General features: G+C 69.1%; 10 protein-coding genes and 2 pseudogenes. 10 read left to right on the plus strand and 2 right to left on the minus strand.

The window, feature by feature from the left end:
- The first annotated feature begins 13 nt into the window (after window positions 1-13).
- The 3 genes and pseudogenes from araD (at window position 14) to JHN45_RS40535 (ending at window position 1,915) form a co-directional block, all read left to right on the plus strand.
- The gene (araD, locus tag JHN45_RS40525) at window positions 14-745 is read left to right on the plus strand and encodes an L-ribulose-5-phosphate 4-epimerase AraD (protein WP_201054433.1); all 732 of its coding nucleotides are present in this window, start codon (window positions 14-16) and stop codon (window positions 743-745) included.
- A 118-nt stretch (window positions 746-863) separates the two neighbouring features.
- Window positions 864-1,025 (plus strand): annotated as a pseudogene (locus JHN45_RS40530) (IS110 family transposase); the annotation flags it as partial.
- A gap of 512 nt (window positions 1,026-1,537) precedes the next feature.
- Window positions 1,538-1,915 (plus strand): hypothetical protein, encoded by a 378-nt coding sequence (locus JHN45_RS40535; protein ID WP_307783331.1) that lies wholly within the window; start codon window positions 1,538-1,540, stop codon window positions 1,913-1,915.
- A 237-nt stretch (window positions 1,916-2,152) separates the two neighbouring features.
- On the opposite strand, the gene JHN45_RS40540 is transcribed toward JHN45_RS40535, so the two are convergent.
- Complete coding sequence (locus tag JHN45_RS40540; protein WP_200711727.1) at window positions 2,153-3,172, minus strand: LacI family DNA-binding transcriptional regulator; 1,020 nt, start codon at window positions 3,170-3,172, stop codon at window positions 2,153-2,155.
- 261 nt (window positions 3,173-3,433) lie between these two features.
- On the opposite strand from JHN45_RS40540, the gene JHN45_RS40545 reads away from it, so the two are divergent.
- From JHN45_RS40545 to JHN45_RS40565, 5 genes are all read left to right on the plus strand, one after another.
- The gene (locus JHN45_RS40545) at window positions 3,434-5,395 is read left to right on the plus strand and encodes a glycoside hydrolase family 127 protein (protein WP_201054435.1); all 1,962 of its coding nucleotides are present in this window, start codon (window positions 3,434-3,436) and stop codon (window positions 5,393-5,395) included.
- 59 nt (window positions 5,396-5,454) lie between these two features.
- Window positions 5,455-6,708 (plus strand): extracellular solute-binding protein, encoded by a 1,254-nt coding sequence (locus JHN45_RS40550; protein WP_200711729.1) that lies wholly within the window; start codon window positions 5,455-5,457, stop codon window positions 6,706-6,708.
- Between the two features lie 97 nt (window positions 6,709-6,805).
- The gene (locus JHN45_RS40555; RefSeq protein ID WP_201054436.1) at window positions 6,806-7,798 is read left to right on the plus strand and encodes a carbohydrate ABC transporter permease; all 993 of its coding nucleotides are present in this window, start codon (window positions 6,806-6,808) and stop codon (window positions 7,796-7,798) included.
- Window positions 7,795-8,616 (plus strand): carbohydrate ABC transporter permease, encoded by an 822-nt coding sequence (locus JHN45_RS40560; protein ID WP_201054437.1) that lies wholly within the window; start codon window positions 7,795-7,797, stop codon window positions 8,614-8,616. Before JHN45_RS40555 ends, JHN45_RS40560 begins: the two co-directional genes overlap by 4 nt.
- A gap of 192 nt (window positions 8,617-8,808) precedes the next feature.
- Window positions 8,809-10,578 (plus strand): RICIN domain-containing protein, encoded by a 1,770-nt coding sequence (locus JHN45_RS40565; RefSeq protein ID WP_201054438.1) that lies wholly within the window; start codon window positions 8,809-8,811, stop codon window positions 10,576-10,578.
- An 82-nt stretch (window positions 10,579-10,660) separates the two neighbouring features.
- On the opposite strand, the gene JHN45_RS40570 is transcribed toward JHN45_RS40565, so the two are convergent.
- Window positions 10,661-11,014: a hypothetical protein gene (locus tag JHN45_RS40570; protein WP_201054439.1), complete on the minus strand. Its 354-nt coding sequence runs from the start codon at window positions 11,012-11,014 to the stop codon at window positions 10,661-10,663.
- A 391-nt stretch (window positions 11,015-11,405) separates the two neighbouring features.
- On the opposite strand from JHN45_RS40570, the gene JHN45_RS40575 reads away from it, so the two are divergent.
- Window positions 11,406-12,248 (plus strand): alpha/beta fold hydrolase, encoded by an 843-nt coding sequence (locus JHN45_RS40575; protein WP_201054440.1) that lies wholly within the window; start codon window positions 11,406-11,408, stop codon window positions 12,246-12,248.
- A 47-nt stretch (window positions 12,249-12,295) separates the two neighbouring features.
- Window positions 12,296-12,470, plus strand: a pseudogene (locus JHN45_RS54860) (hypothetical protein); the annotation flags it as partial.

Genomic DNA, 12,470 nt, shown 5'->3' on the forward strand with positions numbered 1-12,470 from the left:
GAGAACAACAGCGATGACCACGAGAGCCCCCGACACGCTGCGGCAGGAGGTACTCGATGCGAACCTCGCCATCCCTCAGGTCGGTCTGGCCACGCTGACCTGGGGCAATGTGAGCGGTGTCGACCGCGAGGCGGGCGTGTTCGTCATCAAGCCCTCCGGTGTTCCGTACGAGGATCTGGCCCTGGACGACCTGGTGACCGTCCGGCTGTCTGACGGCAAGGTCGTCGGAGGACACCTGCGGCCCTCCACCGACACCGAGACCCACCGCTGTCTCTACCTGGCGTTCCCCTCGATCGGGGGAGTCACCCACACCCACTCCACCCACGCGGTGGCCTTCGCCCAGGCCCGCCGCGACATCCCGGTCCTGGGCACCACCCACGCCGACACCTTCAACGGCCCCGTCCCCTGCACCCCCGACCTCACCGCCGAGCAGTGCGCGAAGGACTACGAGTACAACACCGGCCGCGTCATCGTCGACACACTCAAAGGGGACGACCGGCGGGCGGCCGAGGTGCCCGCGGCCCTGGTCGCCAACCACGGTCCCTTCACCTGGGGCGCGACCGCCCGCACATCCCTCGAACACGCCATCATCTGCGAGGCCGTCGCGGACATCGCCATCCATACGTTCGCTCTGGGCTCTGCGGAAACACCGCCGCGGCACCTGCTCGACCGTCACTACACCCGCAAACACGGGCCCGACGCCTACTACGGGAATCCGGAGCCGGGGGTGACCGCCACCGTGTGAACGGCGGTACCCGCTGGTTCTCGACGCGGTGCCTGCGGTGGCGTGGGCAGGCCGATCGGCGGCGGACAGGGCCGCTTGAAAACAGATTCCCGGGATCGACATGAGAGCGGAGTGCGTCCACGCTCACTACCGGCGACGGCGGGAGCACGGCGACCGGCACAACGCTGTCCAGCGCGACCTGCTCAACCGCTTCCTCGGACTGCCCCACCACTGCCTGCAGAACCGGCAGCTGTTCGATGAACAACGCGCTCTCGTGCCGTTCGGCCCAACGCCTGCCTGACCGCACGCCGGCCGGCCCACATTGCCGGATACCGGAAGGCAGTCGCTCCACAGGTCTGCCGTGCCCCGCAGATGAGGCGTCGGGGTCGGACGGCCATCATGCTGACCTGGGGACAGCCCTTGGCGTTGGGGCTGCGTGAAGTGAGAGAACGAGGCGCGGATGCTCGGGGTCCAGTCCGACCGGTGGGTCACGGCCGGGGGAGTTTTCATGGCCGGCATGGGACTGGCCCGCACGGGGGTGGGCGGGCCGGCCGGGCTCCGACCGCCGCGACCGATCGGGGGACCCATGTGGATGGTCCGTGCCGGGGGTCCCGGTGTGCTGCTGGGCATCTGCATGACTGCCCAAATGCCGATCATGCTGGTCGGCAGAGAGCCGGCCCGGCCGATGACCGTGGTCTGTCGGGCCGTGGGACCGCTCCTGATCATCTCGGTGACTTCAGCAGCTGTGTCCCAGTGGTGGACGGGCCGTCAGGCCGCTGGTGTCGTCGTCGGACGGCACAAGTGAAGCGGCCCGTGTCCTGGAGCGAGGCAGCACTCCTGAGCGCCGCCTGCTGGACCGTCAGTGGACTGGGCTACGCGGTGCTCGCCGCCCTCGATGAGCCGCAGCTGTCCCCCGCACCCCTGATAGCCGTGGGCCTGGCCCAATGGTTCTTCGCGTATCACCGCTGCTGGCCGGCCGCCGCGGCGGCCGGCCTCACGGCGTTCGTCGTGCTGTTCGCGCTGGTGGACATCCTGCGGCCGGGCCTGGGCCGCTACGTGGCGGATGCCTTGGCCACGGGAGTGGCATCGACGGCCGCTCTAACTGTCTTCACCCTGGTCGACCGTGCCGGCGGACGCCGTCATGACACGGCAGGCTCACCCGAGAACTCACGTACGGCACCGCCGACTTGACGTCTTGGCCCGCTGAGAGGTCCAACGGTGGGCGCGGTGGGGGAGTGTGCACGGCGACGAAGACGCTCACGGAGACGGCCTCCTCGTCGCGGTCGCTTCAGCCGGCGGTCAGAGCAGGCTGTCCCGGTGTGCGTCAGACGCAACCGGGACACCCTCACGGCTGTCTTCCGAGCGGCACGTGCCCAGGCGGTGGTCCGGCGAGGCGTGCTGCGCCGGTGAACCCGCACGGTCGTAGCGCTACGTCGATTCGCGGACGATGAGCCGACACGGGACGGTGTGCAGGCCCGGCTCCGGCTTGGAGCCGATGGCGTCCAGGAGGAGGAGGGCGGCCCGTCTGCCGATCTCGGAGAGGTCCGTGTCGATCGTGGTGAGGGGCGGGCGGGAGGCCAGCGCCATGACGTCCCAGTTGTCGTAACCGACCACGGCGATGTCGGCGGGCACGCTCACCCCGCGTTCGCGCAGTGCGTCCGTGACACCGCGCGCGATCTGGTCGTTGCCGCAGAAGAACGCGTCCGTGTCCGGTGCCGTACGCAGCACGGCATCGGCGGCGCGACGGCCCCAGGCCTCGCTCCACTCCCCGAAGTGCACACGCCCGGTGGCGAGTTCGAGGGAGGACCCCTGAAGGAGCTCAAGAGTGTGGCGGGCGCGATCACTGGCTGCCGCGTGATGGGCCGGGCCGGTGATGTGCGCGATCTGGGTACGGCCGGCGGCCAGCAGGTGCTCGATCGCGAGCTGGGCGCCGCTGCGGTCGTCGGACACGACGGAGATGTCGTCGGGGTCGGTGGAGGGCGAGAGCGCGTAGACCGTCGGTATGGGCTCGACGCCCTTGAGCGGCGGACGCGGGTCGGTTCTGCGGCCGGTCACGATGATGCCGTCCACCCGGCGGTCCATCAGGTTGCTCAGGTGGTGCTGTTCGCGGATGGCGTCGCCGCGGGTGTCGCACAGGAGCACGGAGATCTTGCCGGCACCGAGCGCGTCCTCGGCCCCGAGCAGGACGGGTGTGCTGAAGCGGCCGATGCCGTCCGTCGTCATGAGCCCCACAGTCCAGCTACGGCCGGTGTGTAGGCTCTGCGCCTGTGGATTGGGGCGGAAATCGAGCGCCTCGACCGCGTCCAGGACCCGCTGGCGGGTCTCGGGACGCATTCTCCCACCGCCGTTCAGCGCCTTCGAAGCTGTTCCGACACTGACTCCGGCCAGTCTTGCCACGTCGGTGAGCTTCGCCCGCCCGGCGGGTCGAAGACTTGGAACGACGGTCACGCGCAACCCTTTTCCTAGATGATGTCGTCAAGATGCATCCTGGCACCGTTCGCCGCTGCTGACCAGTGCCGGACAGGCGCTGAAAATACTTGCGCACACCTCTTGACGCGGAGTCTCCCGCCTTCCTACCTTTCCCGGCAGAAAAACGTTTTCTCTAGCGGGTCCGAGAGACCGAGCAATTCCAGGCCGATCTCCGGGGCGCCACACCGCCGACCAGGCGTCGGGTCCCGACCCGCTTCCCACCTACCTCCTCGGAGAGCCATGCCCCGCCCACGTTCCACCGTGCCCTCCTCCACGCCTCCGGTCCTGTCTGGAGAGGCAGGTACTTTCACGGGGCCGGTCCGTCTCGGCCCAGGGGCCAAGGCCGCGCTGACCCCCGCCGCGGTCAAGGTACAGGCCGGCTTCTGGAGCACCCGCCGTGAGGTGAACGCGAGCACCTCCCTCCCGCAAGGCCCCCAACTGCTGGAGTCGGCGGGCAATCTGCACAACCTGCGGCTGGCGGCGGGCACGGCCGAGGGCGAGTTCCGGGGCGCGTACCCGTTCGTCGACACGGACGTCTACAAGTGGCTGGAGGCGGCGTCCTGGCAGCTGGCCCAGGGGTCCTCGGCCGCGTTGGAAGCCGACGTGGAGCGGATCGTCGCCCTGGTCGCCGACGCGCAGCAGCCCGACGGCTACCTGAACACGTGGTTCCAGCTGGTCAAGGGCGGCGAACGGTACAAGGACCTGCGCTGGGGTCACGAGCTGTACTGCGCCGGTCATCTCATCCAGGCGGCCGTCGCCCACCACCGGGCCACCGGTCGGACCCAACTCCTCGACGTGGCAAGGAAGTTCGCCGACCACATCGACTCCGTGTTCGGCCTTCCTGGGAGTGGAAAGCCCATCGACGGCATCGACGGTCACCCCGAGGTCGAGACCGCCCTGGTGGAGCTGTACCGGGAGACCGGTGAGTGCCGCTACCTCGAGCTGGCCGGCTACTTCGTCGACCGGTTCGGCCATGGTCTGCTGGGCGGCGAGGCGTACTGCCAGGACCGGGTGCCGGTGCGCGAGGCGGACACCGTGGAGGGCCACGCCGTACGGCAGTTGTACCTGCTGGCAGCCGCCGCCGATCTGGCGGCCGAGACCGGTGACGCCGAACTCCGGGTGGCGGGCGAGCGGTTGTGGCGGGCGATGACCGCCACCAAGACCCACCTCACCGGAGGGCTCGGCGCGCACCACGACGAGGAGGACTTCGGCGACCCGTACGAACTGCCCAACGAGCGTGCGTACTGCGAGACATGTGCCGCCATCGCCTCGGTCCAGTGGAGCTGGCGAATGGCCCTGCTCACCGGCGAGGCCCGCTACTCCGACCTGATCGAACGCACCCTGTACAACGGCTTCCTCGCCGGAGTCTCGCTGGACGGCGAGCGCTGGCTGTACGTCAACCCGCTCCAGGTCCGCGACGGCCACACCGACCCGGGCGGCGACCAGTCGGCCCGCCGCACCCGCTGGTTCCGCTGCGCCTGCTGCCCGCCGAACGTCATGCGGCTGCTGGCCTCGCTGGAGCACTACCTGTCGTCCGGTGACGAACTGGGCCTGCAGATCCACCAGTTCGTGACCGGCCGGTACTCCTACGGCGCGATGTCTGTGCGCGCCGAGACCGACTACCCCTGGCAGGGCACGGTCGCCTTCACGGTCGAGGAGACTCCCGAGCAGCCGTGGACCCTGTCCCTGCGCGTCCCGCAGTGGTGCCGTGAATTCCGGGTACGGGTCGGGGAGTTGTCGTACGACCAGACGGACGCGCCCGTCTCCGACGGCTGGCTGCGGCTCGAACGCACCTGGACCCCCGGCGACCGGGTCGTCCTCGAACTCGCCCTCGCGCCACGCCTGACCGCGGCCGATCCCCGTGTGGACGCCGTGCGCGGCTGTGTGGCGATCGAGCGCGGGCCGCTCGTCTACTGCCTGGAGCAGGTGGACAACCCCGGCGGCGGCCTGGACGACATCGTCCTCGATCCCGCCCGTCCGCTCGCCGTGACACACCGCCCCGATCTGCTCGGCGGGGTCACCACCGTCGTCGCGTCCGGCCACCGCCGGCGTATCCCCGACGCGGGCTGGTGGCCGTACACCTGCGCCGACCGCGAGGCGCCGGAACCGGACGGTGACGCCGTCGAGTTCACCGCCATCCCCTACTACGCGTGGGCCAACCGCCAGGACGGCAGCATGCGCGTCTGGCTCCCCACCTCCTGACCCCGCCACACCCCCTCCCGTTTCCCTCCTACGAGCCGCACCAAGACAACGAGGTCACCGTGAGAAACACCCGCCGCACCCTCATCGCCGCCGTCGCCACCGCCGGCGCGCTCATCTCCGTCGCCGCCTGTGGCGGCGGTTCCGACTCCGCCGCCTCCGGCTCCGGTTCCGGGAAGACCGGAGGGACGTACAACTTCTGGGACCCGTACCCGCAGTTCGACGCCTCCTCGGCGTGGGGCAAGCTCGTCGCCAAGTGCGGCACGGACGCCGGGGTCAAGGTCAAGCGCACCAGCATGGACACGACGGACCTGGGCAACAAGGCGCTGCTCGCCGCCCAGCAGGGCAACGCCCCCGACGTGATGCTGGTGGACAACCCGGTCGTCTCCACGCTGGTGGAGGCCGGAATCCTCAACAAGACCAGCGACCTCGGCCTCGACACGTCGTCGATCCAGAAGAACATCCTCGGCGCGGGCGTCATCGACAACGCCTCCTACGGGGTGCCGATCGGCGCCAACACCCTCGCGCTCTACTACAACAAGAAGATCCTGACCGCGGCCCACGTCGACCCCGCTTCCATCAAGGACTGGGCCTCGCTGACCGCCGCGCTGAAGAAGGTCAAGTCGGCGGGCAAGAAGGGCATCACGTTCTCCGCGATCAACACGGAGGAGGGCAGCTTCCAGTTCCTGCCCTGGTTCTGGGGCGCGGGCGGCGACCTGACCAAGCTCGACTCGGCGAAGGGCGTGGCCGCGCTGTCACTGTGGAAGCAGTGGGTCGACGGCGGATACGCGCCGAAGGACGTCCTGCAGAACACCCAGACCACCAGCTGGCAGGAGTTCGCCACCGGCGACTACGCGTTCAGCGAGAACGGCACCTGGCAGCTCGGCAACGCCGACAAGGCCGGCTTCCCGTACGGCGTCGTCAACATCCCCGGGCAGAACGGCGGTTCGGCGCCGGTCCCGACCGGCGGCGAGTTCGTCACCGTGCCCGTGCAGAAGGACTCCTCCCGCTACGACGCCAGCAAGAAGATCGTCACCTGCCTGACGAGTTCGGCGAACCTGCTGTCCACGGACACGGCACTGACGTATGTGGCGCCCACGGCCGCCGTGCAGGCCCAACAGGTGAAGCAGAACCCGGAGTTGAAGCCGTGGGTCGGTGCGGTGGCGGCGGCGCGGGGCCGCACCAGCGACGGTCTGGGCACCAAGTACCCGACGATCTCCCAGCCCATGTGGACCGCCGTGCAGAACGCCCTGTCCGGCGGCAAGAGCCCGCAGGCGGCCCTCGATGCCGCTCAGACGGCCGCGAGCAAGGGCTGAGAACCGGCTTCCGATCTCCTCCGGAGACCGCATTGGAACCGCGCCCGCCCGGACTTCGCCGTCGGCCCGGACACGCCACTCGCATCCAGGAGTACGCATGACCATCGCCCGCGTCGACCGCCGCTCGCAGCGGTCCCCGGCCTCCCCGGCCAGGTCCGGGGCGACCGGCACCGGACAACGGACCGACGCGTCGGACCTGCGGCGCCGACAGCGCCGTAGGAGCCGCCTCACCGCCCTGGCCTTCGTCGCGCCACTGGTCGTCTACCTCGCCGCCTTCTACCTCTATCCCCTCTACCGCAACCTCGACCTGAGCCTGCGCGACTACACCGTCCGGTCGTTCGTGCAGGGGGACGCGCCCTTCTCCGGCCTCGCCAACTTCAGGACCGTCCTGGACGACCCGACCTTCGGCCCGGCGATGCGCCACACCGTGATCTTCACCTTCGCGTCGATCGCCTTCCAGTACGTGGCCGGGCTCGCCCTCGCGGTCTTCTTCAACCGGCACTTCCGGCTCGCCGGCACCCTGCGTGCCCTGTTCCTGATCCCCTGGCTGCTGCCGCTGATCGTGTCGGCGTCGACCTGGTCGTGGATGTTCAACAGCGAGTCCGGTGTCATCGACTACGCCCTGCACTTCGTGGGCGTGTCCCCGGTGGACTGGCTCAACTCGCCGGACTGGGCGCTGACTTCGGTCGTCATCGCGAACATCTGGATCGGTATCCCGTTCAACCTGGTCATCCTCTACAGCGGGCTGCAGAACATCCCGGCGGAGCTGTACGAGGCGGCCTCGCTCGACGGGGCGGGCGCCTGGCAGCAGTTCCGCCGGATCACCTTCCCGCTGCTGCGCCCGGTGTCGGCGATCACCCTGCTTCTCGGACTCGTCTACACGCTCAAGGTGTTCGACCTGATCTGGATCATGACCAAGGGAGGCCCCGGCGACGCCTCCACCACCCTCGCCACCTGGTCGTACCAGCTCGGCTTCGGCACGCTGCTGCCGAAGTTCGGCCCCGGCGCGGCCGTCGGCAACATCCTCATCCTCATCGCGCTCGTCTTCGGCCTGCTCTACATCCGCGTCCAGAGGAGGCAGGAAGCATGAAGTCCCGTACGGGAAAGCGCCGTTACACCGTCATCGGCGTCCTGCTGACCGCCGTGATGCTGTTCCCGGTGTACTGGATGCTGAACGTGTCCCTCACCCCGCAGCAGGACATGCGCAAGACCCCGCCCGACCTGCTGCCCCTGCACCCCACCTTCGAGGGCTACCGGGCCGTCCTGAACGACCAGTTGCCCTACCTCGGCACCAGCCTGCTCATCGGCCTCGGCACGGTCGCCCTCACCCTGGTCCTCGCCGCCCCGGCCGGTTTCGCCCTGGCCAAACTCCGGCCCGTGGGCGGTGGCACCCTCGGACTCGTCCTGCTGGTCGCCCAGATGATCCCGGGCATCGTCATGGCGATGGGCTTCTACGGCATCTTCCTCGACTACGGCCTGCTCAACTCCTGGTGGGGGCTGATCGTCGCGGACTCCACGATCGCCGTGCCGTTCGGCGTCATGATCTTCACCGCGTTCATGTCGGGCATCCCCGGCGAGCTGATCTCCGCGGCCCGTATCGACGGCGCCGGCACCTGGCGCACCTTCCGGTCCGTGGTGCTCCCGGTGAGCCGCAACGCGATCGTCACGGTCTCCCTGTTCAGCTTCCTGTGGGCCTGGTCCGACTTCGTCTTCGCCAACACCCTTGACGGCGGCGGCGATCTGCGGCCGATCACCCTCGGCATCTACAAGTACATCGGCAACAACAACCAGGAGTGGAACGCGATCATGGCCACCGCCGTCGTCGCGTCGATCCCGGCGGCCGTACTCCTGGTCCTCGCCCAGCGCTACGTCGCCGCGGGTGTGACCGCCGGCGCGGTGAAGGACTGATCCCACGGTGCCAGCCGCCCCGGGCCCACCGGTCGGGCGGGCCCGCGCTCCGCCGTGGCCTCGTCCGCCCTCCCCGCAGGACCGTCATCCGCCACCAGAGTCCTCAATCCTGGCCAACCGGTCGGCTGCTCCCCGAGCCGCCCCCGCACCCGCACTTGGCAAGTCCCCCTCCCTTTCTCAGGAGAGCCGCTGATGTCATACCTGAGTCACCGCCACCGCTCCAGAACGACCCTCGGCCGAGCCGGCGCGATCGTGACGGCCACCGCCCTGGCCGCCACCGCCCTCGCTCTGACGGGCGCACCCGCCCAGGCCAGCCCCACCTCGTCCACCACCCTGGTCGTCAACGCCGCGCAGACCCTGCGCTCCGTCACCCACGTCGGCACGGGCAGCCTCTACGGTCTGGCGAGCGCGAGCACGCCCGCCGACAGCCTGGTCACCCCGCTCAAGCCCAACACCTTCATCCAGATGGCGCCCGGCGGCAGCCAACTCCCCAACGGAGAGCCCGCACCCGCCGGCGACGCCCTGGTCGTCGCCTCGAAGGCGGCCAACGCCGGCGCCAAGGTGGTCGTACGGATGCCGGACTGGTATCCGAACTTCCCCTACCAGTGGGTGAGTTGGAGCAACTGGCTCTCGGCGGTCGATCAGCAGGTGGCCGCCGTCAAGGCCTCCAGCGCCACGAACATCAGCGCGTACGCGCTGTGGAACGAGCCGGACTGGACCTGGGACACCACCAACGCGGGTGCCTTCGACGCCGGTTGGGCGCGCACGTTCAAGGAGGTCCGCACCAAGGACACCACCACCCCGATCCAGGGCCCGAGTTACTCGGTGTGGAACCAGTCCTGGATGACCACGTTCCTCACCGACGCCAAGGCCAGCGGCACGGTCCCCGACGTCATCGCCTGGCACGAGCTCCAGGGCAGCTCCGGCATCGCCGCCCATGTCGCCGCCTACCGGGCCCTGGAGACGAGCCTCGGCATCAGCCCGCGTCCGATCGACATCGAGGAGTACGGCACGCCCGCCGAAATGGGCAACTCGGGCGCTCTCATCGGCTACGCCGCCAAGTTCGAGCGCGCGGGCGTCCGCGACGCCGAGCTGGCCTTCTGGAACCACTACGGCACCCTCGGCGACACCCTGACCGACACCGGCGGCTCGCCCAACGGGTCGTACTGGACGTACAAGTGGTACGGCGACATGTCCGGGAACATGCTCACCACCACGCCTCCCGCGCAGACCGGCATGGACGGCCTCGCCTCCCTCAACGGCGCGGGCAACCAGATCAGCGTGATCGCCGGTGGGTGCAGCGGCTCCTGCGCCGTCACCGTCAACGGACTCTCGTCCCTGTCGGCCTACGGCAGCACCGTCCACGTCAAGCTGGAGTACAGCCCCGACACGGGCCGCACCACCGCCTCCGCCGGCCCGATCACCATCTCCGACGCCGACTACCCGGTCTCGAACGGCTCGATCACGGTGCCGGTGGCGATGAACGCCACTGACGGCTACCACCTGACGATCACGCCCAGCGGCACCTCGAACTCCCTGGCCGGGCGCTACCAGGTCACCAACAAGAACAGCGGCCTCGCTCTGGACGCCCTCAACGCGGGTACCACCGCGGGCACTTCGGTGGTCCAGGCCACGTCCACCACCGGCACCGACCAGAACTGGACCCTCGTCGCCGCGGGCCAGGGCCTCTACAAGATCGTCAACCAGAACAGCGGCCTGCTCCTCGGCATCACCAACGCGGGCACCAGCAACGGCGGCACCGCCCTGATCTGGGGCGACAACGGCACGGCCGACCACCTCTGGCAGGTCATCCCCGCCCGTGACGGCTACGTCAAGATCGCCAACTACAACAGCGGGCTCCTGCTCGGCGTCGACCAGATGAGCACCACCTCCGGCGCCCAGGTCCTGCAGTGGGCCGACAACGGCACCGCCGACCACCTGTGGAAGCTCACCGCGCGCTGAGTCAACCACCACCCAGGGTCCCGCGTTCGTTCTCCATGGCGAACGCGGGACCGCATTCATGTGCAACTACCGGCGGATACGGTCACCTTGACGGCTCGCCGCTGCCGATGGGTTCGGCGGCCCGCACCTCGCGCTCAGGTCCGTACACCTCGGCGGGTTCGGGGAACCGGGCCAGCCCGGTGGCGACGGCCGCCGTCCGGACGCCCGGACCGCGAAGGTCGGGGCCGTGCCAGAACCAGTACGCACCGCCGCGGAGACCGCGGTCGAAGACCTGGAGACCTTCGACGTCGTAGTAGCCACGGCGGCGGAAGCGGCCGATCGTGACAACGATGATCCACGGGGTGCAGAAGCAGGTGAGCGACTGTAGGAATACCCCGCCCCAGGTGATGACGGCTTCGTCGGCATGCCCGATGTACACCAGCGCTGTCGCGGCCACGCAGGCGACGAGCGTTGCCTGGGGTCGGCGCGGTTCGGACCAGGCCGATCACATAGGGGGTGTCGGGGGAGGCGGGTCTGGCGCTGATCACGGCAGCCGCGGTGAAGGTGCCCCACAGCCGACTGACCGTGCCCGGTGGCTGCGCAGAAGCTGCAGGGCCCGATTGCGCCCTGCAGGATTGCTTGACAGATGCCCGAGAAGCAGACGGGAGATCGCAGGGACAAGTCCGAAAAGGTCATGAGGCGATCTCGGAGCTCTGACAAAGCGAGTGATGCGGATCACATTGATCGGGATTGTTCTCTAAGTGAAGATTCCTTCACATGTGACGCAGGTCGTTCTCTGGAGCGCACGCTCCTGCCGTGGCCGCGTCGGCCGACACAAAGGAGTGGCCATGACACCTACGCCTCTGCTCTTCCTGCACGGTTACTGGCACGGTTCCTGGTGCTGGAGCGAGGTCATCGCCAAGGTGACGGCGGCAGGTCGCCAAGCGGTCGCAGTGGACATGGCGGGGCACGGGCTGTACGCCCGCCGGCCGGAGTGCCTCTCCCGGCGTCCCTTCGATCCTGACGCGGTAGCCACGGAGGTTTCACCGGTGGCGGGTGTCGATCTGGATGAAGCGGCCGACCTTCTTGCCTCGCAGATCAGACAGATCGGCCGCGGAGGTCCGGTCACCGTGGTGGCCCACAGCATGGGCGGCACGGTGCTGACGCGCGCGGCCCAGCAAGTGCCGGAGCTGGTCGGACACATGGTGTACCTGACGGCGTTCATGCCGGCCTCGGACGTCCCGGCTCTCGTGTACATCCAGTCGGCCGACAACGAGGGCGAGCTCGTCGGGCCGTCCCTGCGTGCCGACCCCGCCGTGATCGGCGCGCTCCGTTTCGACCTCGCGTCGGAGGACGCGGCCTACCGGCAGCAGTTGCGTCAGGCCTTCTTCGGTGACGTGGATCCGGACCTCGCCGACGCCGTCCTCGGCCTGCTGTCACCCGATGCCCCGGTCGGTATCGCTGCCGGTGCCACCACTCTGACCCGGGACGGCTGGGGATCGATTCCGCGAACCTATGTCACCTGCGCGCAGGACATGGCGGTACGCCCGGCGGTGCAACGCAGATTCATCACGGAAGCGGACGCCGCTTTCCCGGACAACCTGACATCCGTGGTGGCGCTGGACGCCTCGCACTCGCCGTTCCTGTCGGTGCCGGACCAGGTCGCAGACATCGTCACGAAGCTGGGCTGACGTCCGGACGCCATCGCCCATGAGGCCGAGCAAGAAACGTCCTCCGCAGCGAACTCAAGGCAGGCCACGCCCGCGTCGACCCCGGCGACACACTCGTCGTCACCTCACTCGATCGCTACGGCCGCAGCTTCCAGGGCCTCATCACCACGGTCGCCGAACCGCGCGAACTGTGCGCTGGCGCCGTGCCCCGACAGCTGCGAGCCCCCCCCGTTATGTTTTCCG

The sequence above is a fragment of the Streptomyces sp. MBT53 genome (assembly GCF_016654115.1).
Lineage (GTDB): Bacteria > Actinomycetota > Actinomycetes > Streptomycetales > Streptomycetaceae > Streptomyces.